The sequence below is a fragment of the Erwinia magellanica genome (assembly GCF_039023495.1).
Taxonomy (GTDB): Bacteria; Pseudomonadota; Gammaproteobacteria; order Enterobacterales; family Enterobacteriaceae; genus Erwinia.
In genome coordinates this window covers 523049-540778 of sequence record NZ_JBCHVC010000003.1, presented here as the reverse complement: position 1 = coordinate 540778, position 17730 = coordinate 523049, and the positions used below count along the sequence as shown (strand labels likewise).

General features: G+C 54.0%; 17 protein-coding genes. 14 read left to right on the top strand and 3 right to left on the bottom strand.

Annotation, left to right across the window (positions count from 1 at the left end; translation table 11 throughout):
• The first annotated feature begins 19 nt into the window (after positions 1-19).
• The gene (gene ubiA / locus AAH450_RS14245) at positions 20-886 is read left to right on the top strand and encodes a 4-hydroxybenzoate octaprenyltransferase (protein ID WP_412916619.1); all 867 of its coding nucleotides are present in this window, start codon (positions 20-22) and stop codon (positions 884-886) included.
• A 128-nt stretch (positions 887-1014) separates the two neighbouring features.
• Here the strand turns inward: ubiA and plsB are convergent, their stop codons facing one another.
• Positions 1015-3438 carry a glycerol-3-phosphate 1-O-acyltransferase PlsB gene (gene plsB / locus AAH450_RS14240; protein ID WP_342910839.1) on the bottom strand — a complete coding sequence of 808 codons (2424 nt, stop codon included), beginning with the start codon at positions 3436-3438 and terminating at the stop codon, positions 1015-1017.
• A gap of 128 nt (positions 3439-3566) precedes the next feature.
• On the opposite strand from plsB, the gene AAH450_RS14235 reads away from it, so the two are divergent.
• From AAH450_RS14235 to AAH450_RS14220, 4 genes are all read left to right on the top strand, one after another.
• A complete protein-coding gene (locus AAH450_RS14235; protein WP_318788415.1) occupies positions 3567-3926 on the top strand; it encodes a diacylglycerol kinase in 360 nt (119 codons plus the stop codon).
• 116 nt (positions 3927-4042) lie between these two features.
• Complete coding sequence (gene lexA, locus AAH450_RS14230; protein ID WP_306208672.1) at positions 4043-4651, top strand: transcriptional repressor LexA; 609 nt, start codon at positions 4043-4045, stop codon at positions 4649-4651.
• Between the two features lie 102 nt (positions 4652-4753).
• A complete protein-coding gene (gene dinF, locus AAH450_RS14225; RefSeq protein WP_342910791.1) occupies positions 4754-6076 on the top strand; it encodes an MATE family efflux transporter DinF in 1323 nt (440 codons plus the stop codon).
• 240 nt (positions 6077-6316) lie between these two features.
• Complete coding sequence (locus AAH450_RS14220; RefSeq protein WP_306208667.1) at positions 6317-6526, top strand: CsbD family protein; 210 nt, start codon at positions 6317-6319, stop codon at positions 6524-6526.
• A 352-nt stretch (positions 6527-6878) separates the two neighbouring features.
• Here AAH450_RS14220 and zur read toward each other — a convergent pair whose 3' ends face one another.
• The gene (zur, locus tag AAH450_RS14215; RefSeq protein ID WP_342910790.1) at positions 6879-7394 is read right to left on the bottom strand and encodes a zinc uptake transcriptional repressor Zur; all 516 of its coding nucleotides are present in this window, start codon (positions 7392-7394) and stop codon (positions 6879-6881) included.
• Positions 7395-7870: 476 nt separating this feature from the next.
• Between zur and AAH450_RS14210 the strand changes: the two genes are divergently transcribed.
• From AAH450_RS14210 to pspG, 3 genes are all read left to right on the top strand, one after another.
• Positions 7871-9112, top strand: a complete 1242-nt coding sequence (locus tag AAH450_RS14210; RefSeq protein WP_342910789.1) for a conjugal transfer protein TraF — start codon at positions 7871-7873, stop codon at positions 9110-9112.
• A 149-nt stretch (positions 9113-9261) separates the two neighbouring features.
• The gene (gene dusA / locus AAH450_RS14205) at positions 9262-10257 is read left to right on the top strand and encodes a tRNA dihydrouridine(20/20a) synthase DusA (protein WP_342910788.1); all 996 of its coding nucleotides are present in this window, start codon (positions 9262-9264) and stop codon (positions 10255-10257) included.
• Positions 10258-10590: 333 nt separating this feature from the next.
• On the top strand, positions 10591-10821 hold the full coding sequence (gene pspG, locus AAH450_RS14200; protein ID WP_342910787.1) for an envelope stress response protein PspG: 231 nt from the start codon (positions 10591-10593) through the stop codon (positions 10819-10821).
• 220 nt (positions 10822-11041) lie between these two features.
• Here pspG and AAH450_RS14195 read toward each other — a convergent pair whose 3' ends face one another.
• Positions 11042-12022 (bottom strand): quinone oxidoreductase, encoded by a 981-nt coding sequence (locus tag AAH450_RS14195; RefSeq protein WP_342910786.1) that lies wholly within the window; start codon positions 12020-12022, stop codon positions 11042-11044.
• Between the two features lie 95 nt (positions 12023-12117).
• Here AAH450_RS14195 and dnaB point away from each other — a divergent pair, with 95 nt between their 5' ends.
• The 6 genes from dnaB to AAH450_RS14165 all read left to right on the top strand — a co-directional run bounded on the left by dnaB (position 12118) and on the right by AAH450_RS14165 (position 17561).
• A complete protein-coding gene (gene dnaB, locus AAH450_RS14190; RefSeq protein WP_342910785.1) occupies positions 12118-13533 on the top strand; it encodes a replicative DNA helicase in 1416 nt (471 codons plus the stop codon).
• Between the two features lie 119 nt (positions 13534-13652).
• The gene (locus AAH450_RS14185; protein ID WP_342910784.1) at positions 13653-14150 is read left to right on the top strand and encodes an Lrp/AsnC family transcriptional regulator; all 498 of its coding nucleotides are present in this window, start codon (positions 13653-13655) and stop codon (positions 14148-14150) included.
• Positions 14151-14366: 216 nt separating this feature from the next.
• On the top strand, positions 14367-14981 hold the full coding sequence (locus AAH450_RS14180; protein WP_318788437.1) for a YitT family protein: 615 nt from the start codon (positions 14367-14369) through the stop codon (positions 14979-14981).
• An 85-nt stretch (positions 14982-15066) separates the two neighbouring features.
• Positions 15067-16260, top strand: coding sequence for an amino acid aminotransferase (locus tag AAH450_RS14175; protein WP_342910783.1), 1194 nt, complete (start codon positions 15067-15069; stop codon positions 16258-16260).
• Positions 16261-16628: 368 nt separating this feature from the next.
• The gene (locus AAH450_RS14170; RefSeq protein WP_342910782.1) at positions 16629-17045 is read left to right on the top strand and encodes a secondary thiamine-phosphate synthase enzyme YjbQ; all 417 of its coding nucleotides are present in this window, start codon (positions 16629-16631) and stop codon (positions 17043-17045) included.
• A 69-nt stretch (positions 17046-17114) separates the two neighbouring features.
• Positions 17115-17561 carry a MarR family winged helix-turn-helix transcriptional regulator gene (locus AAH450_RS14165; protein WP_342910781.1) on the top strand — a complete coding sequence of 149 codons (447 nt, stop codon included), beginning with the start codon at positions 17115-17117 and terminating at the stop codon, positions 17559-17561.
• The last annotated feature ends 169 nt before the right edge of the window (positions 17562-17730 follow it).

The following is a 17730-nucleotide window of genomic DNA, read 5'->3' as shown; positions in this document are numbered from 1 at the left end:
CGTGGAGAGAAGGCTTCCAGTGAGTAAATTCCAGGCCTACAGCCGTCTGATGCGCATCGACAAGCCGATTGGCTCGCTGCTGCTGCTGTGGCCCACTTTTTGGGCGCTGTGGCTGGCGGGTAAAGCGATCCCGCCGCTTAACGTGCTGATTGTGTTCACCCTTGGCGTATTCTTTATGCGCGCCGCTGGCTGCGTGGTTAATGATTTCGCCGACCGTAAAATTGACGGCCATGTTAAGCGCACCCAGGCCCGTCCCTTACCCAGCGGCGCGGTGACCTCCAGAGAGGCAAAACTCTTGTTTGCCGGGCTGGTACTGGTCTCGTTCTGTCTGGTGCTGACCATGAATGCGATGACCATCTGGCTCTCTTTTGGCGGGCTGGCGCTGGCCTGGGTCTATCCGTTTATGAAACGCTATACCCATCTGCCGCAGGTGGTGCTGGGCGCGGCGTTTGGCTGGGCTATTCCTATGGGATGGGCAGCGGTAAGTGAAACCGTGCCGCTGGTTTGCTGGCTGCTGTTTGCCGCTAATATTTGCTGGACAGTGGCTTATGACACGCTGTATGCGATGGTGGACAGAGACGACGACTTGAAGATTGGCGTGAAGTCGACGGCGATCCTGTTTGGTCGCTTCGATAAGCTTATCGTGGCGCTTTTACAGCTGACGACGCTGGCACTGATGGCGCTGATTGGCTGGATGATGCAGCTTGGCGGGGCTTTTTACTGGTCAATCCTGCTGGCTGGCGCGCTCTTTATCCATCAGCAGAAGCTGATATCCGCCCGCGAACGTGATGCCTGCTTTAAAGCCTTTCTGAACAATAATTACGTGGGGCTGGTGCTGTTTATCGGTATTGCGTTGAGCACCTCTCCGCTGGCTGCCTGGCTTTGACTGACTGACCGGCAGCAAAAGCGGGGCCGCTGACGGTGACAGAATCAGCTTGCCGCCTGGCGGTGAGCGTAGCAGCCATAAAAAAGGGTCGATGATTGCTCATCGACCCTTTTTAACGACCTCGGAATTTACTCGTGCGGCCCCGCACTCTCGATAGTCATCCGCACTTCCTGCGTGATTAAATCAGCCAGCATCTGGTAAACCTTATGCGTCTGCTCAACCTGTGCATCGCCGGTATCACTGATGTAGCCTTCATCACGCAGCGTCAGCACCAGCGATGAAAAGACCGCTTTGTCGAAGAATTCAGGCGCATTGATGCCATGCAGTACCGACAGGCGCTGAGCCATGGTCCGGCTCTCTTTTTCCAGCGTCCCGCGGTTAATCGACGGGTTGGCGCTGAGAATAGAGAAAGTAATGGCGTAGCGCTGTAGCGTCTCCCGCACGCCCGCAGCCAGCAGCTGTAGCGTAGGGAAACGAGCCGGACTCAGACGCAGCATCTGATCGTCCGCTGTCAACAGCCCCTGACGCGCCATCTCACTCACCAGCAAATCCAGCACCGCTGGCAGATCTTCTTTATTCCAGTGCAGGAACAGCTCGCTTTTCAGCATGGGATAGATCACGCTAATCTGGCGCAGCAGCTCGGCCCGCGTCACCTCACGGTAATGCATCAGGATCACCGCTATCAGCGACGGCATCACCAGCATGTGATGAACGTTGTTGCGGTAATAGGTCATCAGCACCGCCTGCTCGCGGGGCAGGACGATGATTTCACCAATATTATCCTGCTCAATTTCAAACTTGTTCATGCTCAGAGCGTGATCAAGCAGCGCTTCCGGCGTCATATCCGGCACGGTAGAGTCTGAAGAGTAGGGCACGTTGCGCAGCAGCTGTACATAACAGGTCAGCTGACCGATAAGCTGCTCACGCGTCAGAGAGCGCTGGCGGGAGGCCAACAGCGCCGTCACGCAAAGGTTCATCGCGTTCGCGGCCCCGGCATTGTTAATGCTCACCATTACGCGCTGAGCAATATCATTGACCGCTGGCGTCAGCCAGGCCGGGCGCTGTGCTTCAATCGGGTCGATAGCTTCCCGCCACTCCGGCACATGCTTGTTGAGATAAGCCACCAGGGGCAAAGGCTCACCAAAGTTCACGTAGCCCTGGCCGAGATTACGCAGCTTACGCAGCCCGCGAACCATCGACATAAAGCCCTCTTTCTCTTTGGTGGCACCGCGCAGCTCTTTTGCGTAAGTGCCTACCTCCATCACATGCTCATAGCCGATATAGATCGGCACCAGCGTGATAGGACGGTTACCACCGCGCAGCATCGCCTGAATCGTCATCGACAGCGTGCCGGTTTTCGGGTCCAGCAGACGACCGGTACGTGAGCGGCCACCCTCCACAAAGTATTCAACCGAATAGCCACGGGTAAACAGTTCACCCAAATATTCGCGGAACACGGTGGAGTAGAGCTTGTTACCTTTAAAGGTACGCCGGATAAAGAAGGCACCCAGACGGCGGAAAATCGGGCCAGCTGGCCAGAAGTTCAGGTTAATACCGGCAGCGATGTGCGGCGGCACCAGACCCTGGTGATAGAGCACATAAGAGAGCAGCAGGTAATCCATATGGCTGCGGTGGCAGGGCACATAAACGATCTCATGACCGTCCTGAGCCAGCTGACGCACACGCTCACCGCCGTTGACGTTAATACCCTGATAGAGTCGGCTCCATGTCCAGCCCATGATGCGGTCCGTCAGGCGAATCGCTTCATAGGAGAAATCCGCGGCAATCTCTTCCATCAGCTCAATGGCATTCTGCTGGGCTTTCTCGTGGGAGATTTTCTTGCTGCGCGCCTCATCCTCTACGGCTTTGGCAATGGCTTTCGACTGCAACAGCTTGTTGAAAAGGTCCTGACGGACGGGCAGACGGGGACCCACCGCAGCCAGACGCTGGCGGGCAAAGTGCATTCTCGCCACTCTTGCCAGCTTCTGCGCAATGCTTTTATCCGTACCGTGTTCGGTAGCCATGCGGCGAAGCGACACCATAGGCGAAAAACGCACAAAGCTGTCGCGGCCTAACCAGAGCACGGCAAAGAATTTCTGTACACCATTCAGCACGCGCAGATGGGGTTGATCGTCACCCTGCACTTCGCGGCCAGGTGCCCGACCAAACATCACCGAGACCGGCACCATCTGCACATCCAGCAAAGGATTGCTGCGGTGGAGATCCAGGTACTCATGGAAGAGTTTCACCGACTCCACGTTTGGCACGAAATAGGGGAAAACACGCGGCCCGTCATGGATAAAGACGTGACGAGGCAGTACCGTTCCGTCGATTTCAAGCGGCTCCAGCGGATCGGGGAGATCCTGTTTGCGGCACTGTTCACGCAGCGCCAGCAGATCGGCCTTTGAATCATAGGGCAGCACATACATAATAGGGCGCGATGTGTCGAGCGACAGCTCAGTGACCGGCTCGGCAGGAATCGCTTTACTCTTTACCAGAAATTTAACCGGTAAATTCAATAGTTTATAATATAAATTACGCCAACCTGACATAGACAACATGAAGCCTCTTGTTAGCAAAGCGCCGCAAGCATACCAGAAAGCGCCAGTGAGATCTGTGGTGTTGCAAATTGTGCGCCACCCAGACATTGACGTTAATCATCACAAAGGGTTCCCTCATTATGGCAAATAACGTCACCGGACTGACCCGCATTATAAAAGCCGCTGGCTACTCGTGGAAAGGAATACGCGCTGCCTGGCAAAACGAGGCGGCTTTTCGGCAGGAGGCGGTGGCTGCCGTTATTGCCACCCTCGTCGCCTGCTGGCTCGACGTGGATGCCATTACGCGAGTGCTGCTGATAGGGTCTGTGGTGCTGGTCATCATCGTAGAGATCCTCAATAGTGCGCTGGAGGCGGTGGTGGACCGTATTGGCAGTGAATTCCATCCGTTGTCTGGCCGCGCGAAGGACATGGGCTCTGCTGCTGTGCTGCTGACGATATTACTCGCTATTTTTGTGTGGGTAATGCTGTTAATGGGTTAATTACGGGATGTTTTCCCGTTTTTAGCGAACCGCCGCTATTTAAGCAGGTTTAGGTTTTCAATGCGCAAATACCTGTATATACTCACAGTCGACTGTATAAACAACCAGGGGGCGGGATGAAAGCACTAACGGCAAGGCAGCAGCAGGTTTATGACCTGATACGCGACCACATTAACCAGACCGGCATGCCACCGACGCGGGCGGAAATTGCTGCGCAGCTCGGCTTCCGTTCCCCTAATGCGGCTGAAGAGCACCTCAAAGCGCTGGCGCGTAAAGGCGTGATTGAAATTGTCTCTGGCGCATCACGCGGTATCCGCCTGATGATGGAAGATGAGACAGGGTTGCCGCTGATAGGGCGCGTTGCTGCCGGGGAGCCTTTACTGGCAGAGCAGCATATTGAAGGGCATTTCAAGGTGGATCCGGGCCTGTTTAAACCCGGTGCCGATTTCCTGCTGCGCGTCAGCGGGATGTCGATGAAAGACATCGGTATTATGGATGGCGACCTGCTTGCCGTGCATAAAACTCAGGATGTCCGTAACGGCCAGGTAGTGGTGGCGCGTATTGATGATGAGGTCACGGTAAAACGCCTTAAAAAACAGGGAAATATTGTGCATTTACTCCCTGAAAACAGCGATTTCCAACCGATCGTTGTCGACCTGCGTCAGCAGACGCTGTCGATTGAAGGGCTGGCCGTGGGCGTGATCCGCAACGGTAACTGGCTCTAACGATCGGGGCCGGGCGCACCCTCAGAGCGGTGCGTCATTGGTATCGCGGCACCGGCCTGGTGCCGCGATAGTGCTTATTAGCCAGTCGCACAGTGGATGATAATGCGATTATTTTCCCCCTCGGATAAACATCTCTGGCGGCTGGCGCTGCCAATGATCCTGTCAAATATCACCGTGCCGCTACTGGGGCTGGTGGATACGGCGGTCGTTGGCCATCTGGATAAGCCTGCCTATCTTGGTGGCGTAGCCGTTGGCACCACGGCCACCAGCTTTCTCTTTATGCTGCTGCTGTTTTTACGCATGAGTACTACCGGCCTCACGGCACAAGCTTTTGGCGCCGGAGATAAACCTGCTCTGGCTCGTGCGCTGATGCAACCCCTCCTGATAGCCGTGGCCGCTGGCCTGCTGTTTGTTCTCCTGAAATCTCCCTTAACGCATCTTGCGCTTTCCCTTGTTGGGGGCGACAAAGAGGTGCTGCATCAGGCCGCCCTGTTTATGAATATTCGCTGGCTCAGCGCACCCGCCACGCTGGCGAATCTGGTGCTGCTTGGCTGGCTGCTGGGCGTTCAGTATGCGCGAGCGCCGGTGATCCTGCTGGTGGTGGGGAACGTGGTGAATATCGCGCTGGATCTCTGGTTGGTGATTGGCCTGAAATGGGGCGTGCAGGGTGCCGCTGCCGCGACGGCCATAGCGGAATATGTCACCATGATTATCGGTTTAGTGATGGTGTGGCGCGTGCTGAAGCTGCGCGGTATTTCGCTGCCGGTGTTAAAAACGGCCTGGCGGGGCAACATCGGGCGGCTGTTGCGTCTCAATCGCGACATTATGCTGCGCTCCCTGCTGCTGCAACTCTGCTTCGCCTCACTGACGGTTCTGGGGGCGCGGCTGGGGGGCGAAGTTGTCGCCGTCAATGCGGTGCTGCTTATGTTCCTGACATTTACGGCCTATGCGCTGGATGGCTTTGCCTATGCCGTTGAAGCCTGCTCTGGCGAGGCCTTTGGGGCCAAAAACGCAGAGAAGTTGCTCTCCGTCTGGCGCGCCGCCTGTCGTCAGGCAGGGCTTGTGGCGCTGGCTTTTTCCCTGATTTATGGTCTTACAGGGCCGCAGATAGTCGCCTTGCTGACCTCCATTCCGTCCCTGCAACAGCAGGCCGACAGTTACCTGTTCTGGCAGATCGTGCTGCCCCTCTGCGGAGTCTGGTGCTATCTGCTTGATGGTATGTTTATCGGTGCAACGCGAGCCAGCGAAATGCGTAATGGTATGGTGATTGCGGCTGCGGGGTATGGCCTGACGCTGTTTACCGTTCCGCTGCTGGGCAACCATGGGCTGTGGCTTGCAGTGACGGTATTCCTGCTGCTGCGTGGGCTGACGCTCTGGCTTATCTGGCGTCGACACTGGCAAAACAACAGCTGGTTCGCGCAGTGAAATTATTTGTTACTCTCCTCTGCCGCTTCGTTAATGGCTGATTTACAACGCCTTTTTACAGGGCGCGTTGTGCATCGGTTTTGATTCTGGCGTAAAATTTTGCCAAACAGAGCAAGATTCTAATCTTCTACTATAATTATCGTATGTCAGGCGATTGAGCAGCGTTTTATGTTGTTGCTCTCAGTTTCGCTGACAAGATAATCCTAAAGCTGTGTAAACCTAAGGTCGAGGAGAGACAAGATGAATAAAGACGAAGCCGGCGGTAACTGGAAACAGTTGAAAGGTAAGTTTAAAGAAAAATGGGGCAAGCTGACCGATGACGACATGACTGTTGTTGAAGGCAAACGCGATCAGCTTGTTGGCAAGATTCAGGAACGTTACGGTTATGGTAAAGACCAGGCTGAGAAAGAACTCAGCGAATGGGAAACCCATAATAACCACCGTTTCTGACAGCCAGAGAATTCTCTGACAAGAATTTAGCGTTTCAGGACGATGCTCCTACCCAGGCACATGGACTGTGCCACTTAATCCCTTCAGACACCTTGTTTACTCTCGCCCTTCAAATAGATAATTCACTCTTCTGGCACCATCCCTCCGCGGCAAAATCCCTGTATAGCATCCATTTGAGCCTGTCTGCTCTGTAGCAAATTTTCAGTGTAAGTTTGTCACTTCACAGGGCAACCAGTCTGCGTTACAGAGAACCAGCGCTTTTGCTTTAGGCCCGCCTTGTGGCAGCGCTCCTGACCCGGCAAATTTTTATTATTCCGCATCTGAAGCCCGCGCTTTTAAGCGTTAATGCTTCTTAACGCCCGCGTTTCTTCGGGGCGGGGGTATGATCGTGCTGGCACGCATCCTGATGGGTACAGGCTTCAACTTCAACGCAAGTATGGCATAAACCATGAGCTTCAATAACGCTATGCGCCAGGGCGAATCCGGAAGTTAGTGCCAGTGATTTCAGGATATTCTCCACGCCTTCCGCCTGCTGTTCCGCGACGGAACCACACCTGTCGCAAATTAACATGGCTGATGTGTGTGAAGGTTGTTCGAAATGATGGCAAACCACATAGCTGTTCGTCGATTCCACGCGGTGGACAAAACCCTGCTCCAGCAGAAAATCGAGCGCGCGATAGATGGTAGGCGGCTTGGCCTGAGGCTCTGATGCTCTCAGCAAGTCCAGCAGGTCATAAGCACTGATCGCACCCTGATGCTGGCTCATTAAGCGCAGCACTTCCAGGCGTTGAGGCGTCAGCCTGACATTACGTTGCTGGCAGATCGTTTCCGCCTGCGACAGGATTTTTTCAGGACTGCTTATGCTCATAACTTTCCCCTCAGGCCAGATCAGATTGTTATGTTATCACGCCCACCGCAAAACGCCGAATTCAGGCAACACGCCTCTCTCAGCCAGGTTTTACGGCGCTAAATCATTGAACTTACGCTGGAACTGAAAGAGATTTGCACTAAAGCTAACCTGTTAACGCCCGTTAATGAATTGAGCGCCAGTAAACTGTGCCAAAGAATATCCATAAAACTTTATTAATGTGAATTGCAGCCTGTGCGGATAATCGGTACTTTGTTACGGCGGTTATAGTGCATTTAAGATAAAAAAAACGTTACGGACAGCTTATGAATCTGCCTGCTAACAGATAAATAAAACGGCAATAAGCCGAAAAGCCCCACCATTGTTACTTACTTCTCAGCAATGAAACGCTGCCTCTATGTCCATTATTCAGGCAGCAGAAAACTTCACGCTTTTAACGGCGTTTTCCTCTTTGTCTGGATGGGTCTCAAGTAAAAATGGTAAAATTAATCCGTAAGTTGAACAGCTTTTCCCGCCCTGTAGTATTTCCCATTTTATTTTTGGCTCCCCTCAGCGCTCTGGCCGCCGGTAACTATTACGATGCGCGCAACGATGCCATGGGCGGTACAGGTGTTGCCTCTTCCACTTACGGCACTGCCGTACTGGCAAACCCGGCGTTGATGACCAAAGCGCAGCCGGACGACACGGTAAGTATTATCCTTCCGGCAGCGGGTTTGCAGGTCACGGATAAAAACAAGCTGATTGATAAGGTTGATGACCTGACTGACAGCGTTGACCGTTATCAGGATCTGGCGGGTAGTCTTACCAGCTTTGCCGATTATCCAAAAGTTCAGGCAGCAGCGGGTGATTTAGCCAGCCAGCTACGCGGCATCAAAGGTAATCGGGCATCGGGCACGGCAGGCGCAGCCCTTGCGGTCACTGTTCCGAATGAAGTTCTGCCGTTTGCCTTTGTAACTAAAGCCTATGGAACCGCAAGCGTGAGAACGGACGTTACGCAAAGCGACATCGACTATTTGCAGGGTGTAGCTGATGGCACCGTTTTCCCACAGCCTGGCGATCAGGACAAGTTGACCTCTGCCGGATTAGGGCGCGGCGCGATTGTCTATGATTACGGCATTGCCGTAGCGCATGAGTTTACTGTTGCCGGGCATCCGGTTTCTGTAGGTGTGACCCCTAAGCTGCAAAAAACCTACCTCTATAACTACAGCGCCTCGGTTTATAACTACGACAAATCAGACTTCAAAAAGGGCCGCTATAAAAACGACGATACCGGCTTCAACATTGATGCGGGTGTGGCAACGGACGTAGGAGATAACTGGACGCTGGGCCTGAGCGCGCAGAACCTGATTTCCCGCAATCTGGATACCAAAGAGGTTAACGGCTACAAGGATACTTACCAGATTAGCCCTGTCGTTACGCCTGGCGTCGCTTTCCATACCGAACGGCTCACCGCCGCGCTGGATGTGGACGTAACCCCAACCAAGCGTTTTAAAACGCAGGAAGAGAGCCAGTATGCCGGTGTGGGTGCCGAATACCGTCTGCTGAGCTGGTTGCAGCTGCGCGCCGGTTATCGGGCGGATATGAAGTCTAACGATACTAACGTTTATACCGCCGGTTTCGGTCTGTCACCCTTTAACAAGGTGCATCTGGATCTGGCCGGCATGAAAGGGGATGACAACACCTGGGGCGCGGTTGCTCAGCTGAACTTCACCTTCTGAGTCTTCTCTCAGGTCAGGGCGCATTCTGAATGCGCCCTTTTTTCGTTATGGCTCTCTCGCAGCCCGGCGGGTAATGCTTGCCGCCGCCGGGCATGTTATCATTGTGCACATTATCGTCATTTGTTAATCACACCGAGTTTGCGCGCTTTATGACCCCAATTTATCCTGCACACCGTTTTTCCGTCGCCCCTATGCTTGACTGGACCGATCGCCACTGCCGTTATTTCCTGCGTCAGCTGACGCAGCATTCGCTGCTCTATACCGAGATGGTAACCACCGGCGCTATTATTCATGGCAAAGGCGATTACCTGGCCTGGAATCAGCTGGAGCAGCCTGTGGCCCTACAGCTTGGCGGTTTTGATGCTGCTGCGCTGGCAGAGTGCGCAGCCCAGGCAGAAGCGCGCGGCTATAACGAAATCAATCTTAACGTGGGCTGCCCTTCAGACCGCGTGCAGAACGGGCGTTTCGGTGCCTGTCTGATGGGGGAACCCGCACTGGTGGCGGATGGGATCAAAGCGATGCGCGACAGGGTTTCTCTCCCGGTGACGGTGAAAACCCGTATTGGTATTGATGAGCAGGAGAGTTACGAGTTCCTGTGTGACTTCGTTCGCCAGGTATCAGAGCAGGGCGGCTGCGAGACGTTTATCATCCATGCGCGTAAAGCCTGGCTTTCCGGTCTCAGCCCGAAAGAGAACCGCGAGATCCCGCCGCTGGATTACCAGCGTGTGTATCAGCTGAAGCGTGATTTCCCGCATCTGACCATCTCAATTAACGGCGGCGTGAAGTCGCTGGAAGAAGCCAAAGTGCATTTACAGCACGTTGATGGCGTGATGATGGGGCGCGAAGCCTATCAGAACCCTGGCCTGCTGGCGCAGGTTGACCGCGAACTGTTTGGCAGTACGGTGCCGGACGCCGATCCTGTTGCCGTGGTTCGCGCCATGTACCCCTATATTGAGGCGGAGCTGGCAAAGGGCACCTATCTGGGCCACATCACCCGTCATATGCTTGGCCTGTTCCAGGGGATTCCTGGCGCCCGTCAGTGGCGTCGCCATCTCAGCGAAAATGCGCACAAGCCTGGCGCTAATATCGAGACGGTAGAGCAGGCGCTGGCGCTGGTTGCGGATAAAATCCCGAAAGCCGTTTAACGAAAGCTCTGGCCGCGTTGCTACACAGGTAACGCGGCATAGCCGGAAGTGCGTTTTACAAGCTTCCGGGAATCTCAGGTTCTGGCTGACACTCCTGACAGCCTGTCCGAAATACCCACCTCATTTTGTTTCCTTAAAAACGGGCATTTCTTTTTCCGGGATGCTGCTGTAAAAAAATTAGTCAGTTACTGACCAATAATTGACTTTTTTAACCACTTAATACCGCGCCCTGTTTTAATATTATTCAAATAATCAATAACTTAATCTTTTAATGTGGCTGGCACGATTCTTGTAACAGGTCTTGCAGAGATCTTACGTGGAGGAGAATCTTCAATGGAAATCCTGTTTGTACTCGGCTTCTTCCTGATGCTGTTGTTGACTGGTGTTTCGCTGCTGGGCATCGTCGCCGCGCTGGTTGTAGCGACCTTTGTGATGTTGTTTGGCGGGATGTTGGCTATTGTTATAAAAATGTTGCCTTGGCTGGCGCTGGCGGTAGTTTCAGTCTGGCTATATCGCGCTTATAAAAAGCCAAAGTCCAAAGCAGACCGCTGGTTATCACGGTAATATCAATGAGTTGGCGGGAAAACCTGCGGTAAAAAATGCGCTCTGGATCACAGCCTGTGATATTGCACAGACGAAATGGTAATTAAACATATTATTTACTTATGAACTCTGGCAGGATGCTTTTATTGAATTGACACGAATTCATCGCTCTGACCCTACAACCAGCGCGAACTAAAAAAAAAAGGGGCTTCCTGCGGGAAGCCCTGTTTGCGTCTGGCGATCAGGGAATCAACAGACTGGAGCCTTGCGTAGCGCGGCTCTCCAGCGTCTTATGCGCCTGCTGCGCATCCTTAAGGGCAAACTTCTGCTGCTCCGGCACATCAACTTTAATAGCGCCGCTGCCAATGAGCGAAAACAGCTCATTACTTGCCTGCGTCAGCGCATCACGCGTGGTGATATAGCCGTTCAGTGAAGGGCGGGTCACATACAACGACCCTTTCTGGTTGAGGATTGCCAGATTCACACCGCTGACCGGGCCGGAAGAGTTGCCGAAGCTCACCATCAGCCCGCGACGTTGCAGAGAGTCCAGCGAAGCTTCCCAGGTATCTTTGCCGACCGAATCATACACCACGCGTACCTTCTTGCCGTCGGTAAGCTCGGCAACGCGTCTGGCGATATCTTCTTCACGATAATTGATGGTGGCCCAGGCACCCGCCTCTTTCGCACGCTGTGCTTTTTCTGCGGAACCCACGGTACCAATCAAATGCGCGCCCAGCGCTTTTGCCCACTGACAGGCAATCAGGCCGACTCCGCCTGCGGCTGCCTGAAACAGGAAGATTTCATCGGGCTGTACGACATAGGTCTGGCGCAGTAAATAGTGAACCGTCAGGCCTTTGAGGAAAGAGGCAGCGGCCTGCTCGTAAGAGATGTTCTCTGGCAACAGGGCCAGCTTATCAACGTGCACAGCATGATAATCGCTGTAAGCGCCTAAAGCGGACTGAGCATACACCACGCGATCGCCAGGCTTTACGGCCGTGACGCCTTCGCCCACGCTGTGTACCACGCCAGCAGCTTCGGTGCCCAGACCGCAAGGCAGCGAGGCGGGATAAAGCCCGCTGCGCACGTAGGTATCAATATAATTAATGCCTATCGCTTTGTGCTCAACCACCACCTCTCCGGCCTGTGGCTCGGGCATTGCTGTCTCAATCAGCTGCATCACTTCCGGGCCGCCATGCTGGCTGATTTGTATACGTTTTGCCATGCTTACTCCTGTGGGTTCCGCGTCATTGAGAGAGGACGCCAGCAGCCCAAAAGGGTATACTTGCCCGTCCCCACACTATTCGGTATTGCATCACTATGGCAGGAAATAAACCCACCAACAAATCCGGTGAAAACCGTGAACCTCGCGACAGACAGATGGAAGGGTTGAAGCTGCCTCCCCATTCGCTGGAAGCAGAGCAGTCCGTGTTGGGCGGGTTAATGCTGGATAATGAGCGCTGGGATAACGTCTCTGAACGCGTCGCGGCACTCGACTTCTTCAGCCGTCCGCACCGGATGATCTTCAGCGAAATGCAGCGCCTTCTGGAGCAGGGCAAACCCATTGACCTGATCACGCTTTCCGAGTCGCTGGAAACCAAAAACGAGCTTAACCTGGTAGGCGGCTTTGCCTATCTGGCTGAGCTGTCTAAAAACACGCCAAGTGCGGCCAACATCGGCGCTTATGCCGATATCGTGCGTGAACGTGCGGTTGTGCGTGAAATGATTTCAGTCGCCAACGAAATTGCCGATGCGGGCTACGATCCGCAGGGGCGCACCAGCGAAGATCTGCTGGATCTGGCGGAATCGCGCGTGTTCCAGATAGCTGAAAGCAGAGCGAATAAAGACACCGGGCCGAAAAGCGTCGATCAAATCCTTGAGGCAACGATCTCGCGGATCGAGTCGCTCTATCAGACGCCCCATGATGGCGTTACCGGCGTGGACACCGGCTACCATGATCTTAATAAAAAGACCGCCGGTTTGCAGCGTTCAGATCTGATTATCGTCGCGGCTCGTCCGGCAATGGGTAAAACCACCTTCGCCATGAACCTGTGCGAAAACGCCGCGATGCTCCAGGATAAACCGGTACTGATTTTTAGTCTTGAGATGCCAGGCGAACAGATCATGATGCGTATGCTGGCCTCGCTTTCGCGCGTGGATCAGACCCGTATTCGTACCGGCCAGCTGGATGATGAGGACTGGGCGCGTATCTCCAGCACCATGGGTATTCTGCTGGAGAAAAAGAACATGTTTATTGATGACTCCTCCGGCCTGACCCCGACGGAGGTTCGCTCCCGCGCACGGCGAATCTTCCGCGAGCACGGTGGCCTGAGTCTGATCATGATCGACTACCTGCAACTGATGCGTGTGCCGTCGCTTTCTGATAACCGTACGCTGGAAATCGCCGAGATCTCCCGCTCCCTTAAGGCGCTGGCAAAAGAGTTACAGGTGCCGGTTGTGGCGCTGTCGCAGCTGAACCGATCGCTGGAGCAGCGTGCTGATAAACGTCCGGTCAACTCTGACCTGCGTGAATCTGGCTCTATCGAGCAGGATGCTGACCTGATTATGTTTATCTACCGTGATGAGGTTTATCACGAAAACAGCGATCAAAAAGGGATTGCGGAAATCATTCTCGGCAAGCAGCGTAACGGCCCCATTGGTACGGTGCGTCTTACCTTTAACGGGCAATGGTCGCGGTTTGATAACTACGCAGGCCCGCAGTACGACGACGATTAACCCGCCCGGCATAAAATGGGCATCACCCCGTTATCCATCAGAAAATAGTGTTGGACAACGGGATGAAAAATGCGGTTATCTGTCCGGGTAGCGTCCCTGTTCAGCCGCCCGGATCGATAATGACTCAGATTGATGATTACGACCTTAAGATACTGACTTTACTTGAAACTAACGGTCGTCTGACCAATCAGGAACTGAGTGATTTAGTGGGGCTGTCCGCCTCACAATGTTCACGCCGCCGCATCAGTCTTGAGCAGGCGGGTCTGATCCTGGGATACCACGCACGGCTCTCACCTGACGCCGTTGGCCTGGGGATGATAGGGCTGATTGAGGTCCGTCTGATCAACCACACCTCCGATTACGTTGAAAGCTTTCACCGCATGGTGGCAGAGCAGTCTGCGATTGTGGATGCCTATAAAACTACCGGCGATGCCGACTATTTATTGAAGGTGGCCGTGGCCGATCTTGCCGGGCTGAGCGCGTTAATCAGCCAGCTGGTGGCGGGGCACCAGAGTGTCTCCCACGTGAAAACCTCCGTGGTTCTTACCCGCTTAAAAGAAAACGGCATGATGACGCCCGCCTTCGCACCAGTTCAGGGCGAGCCTGCGTCAAAATAGTGCATCAAAGCGCGTTCTGATGCGCAACCCGTGCAGGAAAAAGAATTCTAGTGCGTGATTTGACGATGTAGCCCGTCTTTTATGCACAAAATAAAGTAGTAAAGCGCCTTGTATTCAATGGGTTAATTCGCTGGCACCATCCGGCTCGTTTTTTGCGTGCCGGATTGGTGCGATTTTTGCTGTATCCGGAGACGCTTTCTCTGAGAACCAGCTTTTATGGATAACGTTGTACAACCCGCTAAAATCCCCCACACGCTTGTTGAAGATGCGCTGGCCATCCTGTTTGGCACGCTTCTGGTCTCCTTTGGCGTCACGCTGCTGAAAACGGCCGGTGCGTTAACGGGCAGCACGGCCGGGATTGCCTTTCTGATCAGCTATCTGACGCACACCTCTTTCGGTCTGGCTTTCTTTGTTATCAACCTGCCGTTTTACTGGCTCGCCCTGCGCCGGATGGGACGGGCATTTACGGTGAAAACCTTCTGCGCGGTGGGCCTGGTGTCGCTGTTTACCCATTTGCATCCGCTTTTCATCCACTTTTCCGCGCTGGATCCCTTTTACGCGACACTGTTCGGTAACGTGATAATGGGAATTGGGTTTATAGTGCTGTTCCGGCATAAAGCCAGCCTGGGCGGCATCAATATTCTGGCGTTATGGTTGCAGGATCGGTACGGTATTCGTGCCGGGAAGCTGCAAATGGGCGTGGATACCTGCGTGGTGCTCGCCTCCCTGTTTGTGGTGTCACTGCCGATGCTGGCCGCTTCCATTGCGGGCGCGGTGATCCTTAATCTGATTATCGCCATGAACCATCGCCCCGGACGCTATGACGTCTGACCTGTCCTGCGATGAAGTAAGAAGTAGTGCGCTGCCGGTGAGGGCAGCGCGAGCCTGACCCAACCAATTAATGGAGATCTGCACCGTGTTTCAAAACGTTGATGCCTATGCTGGCGATCCAATTCTCTCCCTGATGGAGACCTTCAAGCAGGATACGCGACCGCAAAAGGTAAACCTGAGCATCGGCTTATATTATGACGAGCAGGGGGAAATTCCCCAGCTGAAGGCGGTAGCAGAAGCGGAAGCGCGTTTAAATGCTGGCACGCATAACGCGTCGCTTTATCTGCCGATGGATGGTCTGCCTCCTTACCGTAGTGCGATTGCCCCGCTGCTGTTTGGTCAGGATCACCCGATGCTGAAGGCTGGCCGTATCGCCACCATCCAGACCGTTGGCGGTTCCGGCGCGTTGAAAGTGGGTGCGGATTTCCTGAAAACTTACTTCCCGGGTTCTGAAGTCTATGTCAGCGATCCGACGTGGGAAAACCATGTGGCTATCTTCTCCGGTGCCGGATTCCAGGTGAAAACCTACCCGTGGTACGACGAAGAGAGCAACGGCGTGAAGTTTGCAGAGCTGGTCGCCACACTCAAGACGCTGCCTGCGCAGAGCATCGTGCTGCTGCATCCTTGCTGCCACAATCCAACCGGTGCAGATCTGACGAACGCCCAGTGGGATGTCGTTACCGAGGTGCTGAAGGGGCGCAATCTGATCCCCTTCCTGGACATCGCCTATCAGGGCTTTGGTGCCGGTATGGAGGAAGACGCTTACGCCATTCGCGCTATTGCGGCGGCGGGTCTTCCAGCGCTGGTCAGCAACTCCTTCTCTAAAATCTTCTCGCTTTACGGTGAGCGCGTCGGCGGCCTGTCAGTGGTGTGTGATGATGCTGAAGAAGCGTCCCGCGTGCTGGGTCAGCTCAAAGCAACTGTACGCCGCAACTACTCCAGCCCGCCAAACTTTGGTGCGCAGGTAGTGTCAACCGTGCTGAATGATAGCGAGCTGAAGGCTGACTGGCTGGCTGAAGTGGAAGCAATGCGCGTGCGCATTCTCTCTATGCGTCAGGCGCTGGTAGGGGCACTCAGCACGGCCATACCGGATAAAAACTTCAACTACCTGTTGCAGCAGCGCGGCATGTTCAGCTACACCGGCCTGAACACAGAGCAGGTGGAACGCCTGCGTAATGAGTTTGGCATTTACCTGATTGCCAGCGGCCGCATGTGCGTGGCTGGCCTGAACAGCAAAAACGTGCATCTGGTAGCAGAAGCGTTTGCTGCGGTGATGTAACGCTGAAGTCAGCTACAGCTGAATACGGCTCCTTCGGGAGCCGTATTGCCAGGTAAAAGCCGTGAAATGGAATTTCCGTCCGGGCAAAATCAAATATGGCAGGAAGCAGAGACAGCGCCACTTTGCATAATAAGCGCAAGGCGTCTTATTCCCGACCCATTACTACAGGCACATAAACATCGCCTCTCACTGATTTATTACTCCCGTTGCTGCCAGTAAAATTCTGCCATCCTTCGCGCCCCCCGGCTGGAAAGTGATGCCGCTGCCTGCTTCCCTGCGACAGTTACCCCTATTTTTACGATTGCGGGTTTACCTTTTCGCCACATGCTGCACACTTAGCAGGACTCATTTCGTGAAGGAGCAACACAATGTGGTATCAGCAGACAATTACCTTAAGCCCTAAATCCCGCGGATTTCATCTGGTAACCGATGAGATTGTCGAAGAACTGCGGCGCCTCAGCGACGTGCAGGTTGGGCTGCTCCATTTGCTGCTGCAACACACCTCCGCCTCTCTGACGCTGAATGAAAACTGCGATCCCACCGTGCGTAGCGATATGGAGCAGCATTTCCTGCGCGCCGTGCCTGAAAAAGCGCCCTACAAACACGATTATGAAGGGGCGGATGATATGCCTGCACACATCAAATCGTCGATGTTAGGAGCCTCGCTGATGTTGCCTATCAGCCGTGGACATCTGGTTCTTGGGACGTGGCAGGGCATCTGGCTGGGAGAACACCGCATTCATGGTGGATCACGCAAAATTGTGGCCACGTTGCAGGGGGAATAAATATGCCCTTAACAGCGCGGCAGAGGCTGTGGCAGGCTCAGACGCTTGAAATTCTAAGGAGAGGCCGACATGTCTGAACACCCGCGTCTGGCAGAGCAGTTGTGTTATTCCATCCATTCCGCCTCACTGGCTATTAAACGGCTTTACAAGCCGCTACTGGATGAGATGGGCATAACCTATCCGCAATATCTGGTACTCAATGTGCTGTGGGAACAGGGTGAGCTGATGATAAGCCAGATTGCCGAAACGCTGGCACTGGAAATCAGCACCCTGACGCCCTTACTGAAGAGGCTTGAAAAAGAAGGGTTTGTTTGCCGTAAACGCAGTTTGCAGGATGAGCGTAAAATACTGATCACGCTGACTGAAAAGGGAGAATTACTGGAAAAAACCTCCCTGTGCCTTTCCGAGACGCTGATGTGCCGCTCACGGCTTGAAGGAGAGGCTTTGCAGCGGCTAAAGGAACAAATTATTCAGTTGCGTGACAGCATTGTTGAGCAGGAAGCCAGCGGAAAGTAATGTGCCAGTTTGTGGCTCACAGTATTGGTAAGCAGGAAGCCAGCGGGAAGTGATGTGCCAGCTTTTGGGTCACAGTATTGGTAAGCAGGAAGCCAGCGGGAAGTGATGTGCCAGTTTTTGGCTCACAGTATTGGTAAGCAGGAAGCCAGCGGGAAATAATCCGCCAGCT

Coding starts and splice junctions, on each gene's coding strand:
- plsB (WP_342910839.1), bottom strand. CDS start 3,438: ATGTCAGGTTGGCGTAATTTATATTATAAACTATTGAATTTACCGGTT.
- AAH450_RS14235 (WP_318788415.1), top strand. CDS start 3,567: ATGGCAAATAACGTCACCGGACTGACCCGCATTATAAAAGCCGCTGGC.
- lexA (WP_306208672.1), top strand. CDS start 4,043: ATGAAAGCACTAACGGCAAGGCAGCAGCAGGTTTATGACCTGATACGC.
- dinF (WP_342910791.1), top strand. CDS start 4,754: ATGCGATTATTTTCCCCCTCGGATAAACATCTCTGGCGGCTGGCGCTG.
- AAH450_RS14220 (WP_306208667.1), top strand. CDS start 6,317: ATGAATAAAGACGAAGCCGGCGGTAACTGGAAACAGTTGAAAGGTAAG.
- zur (WP_342910790.1), bottom strand. CDS start 7,394: ATGAGCATAAGCAGTCCTGAAAAAATCCTGTCGCAGGCGGAAACGATC.
- AAH450_RS14210 (WP_342910789.1), top strand. CDS start 7,871: ATGGTAAAATTAATCCGTAAGTTGAACAGCTTTTCCCGCCCTGTAGTA.
- dusA (WP_342910788.1), top strand. CDS start 9,262: ATGACCCCAATTTATCCTGCACACCGTTTTTCCGTCGCCCCTATGCTT.
- pspG (WP_342910787.1), top strand. CDS start 10,591: ATGGAAATCCTGTTTGTACTCGGCTTCTTCCTGATGCTGTTGTTGACT.
- AAH450_RS14195 (WP_342910786.1), bottom strand. CDS start 12,022: ATGGCAAAACGTATACAAATCAGCCAGCATGGCGGCCCGGAAGTGATG.
- dnaB (WP_342910785.1), top strand. CDS start 12,118: ATGGCAGGAAATAAACCCACCAACAAATCCGGTGAAAACCGTGAACCT.
- AAH450_RS14185 (WP_342910784.1), top strand. CDS start 13,653: ATGACTCAGATTGATGATTACGACCTTAAGATACTGACTTTACTTGAA.
- AAH450_RS14180 (WP_318788437.1), top strand. CDS start 14,367: ATGGATAACGTTGTACAACCCGCTAAAATCCCCCACACGCTTGTTGAA.
- AAH450_RS14170 (WP_342910782.1), top strand. CDS start 16,629: ATGTGGTATCAGCAGACAATTACCTTAAGCCCTAAATCCCGCGGATTT.
- AAH450_RS14165 (WP_342910781.1), top strand. CDS start 17,115: ATGTCTGAACACCCGCGTCTGGCAGAGCAGTTGTGTTATTCCATCCAT.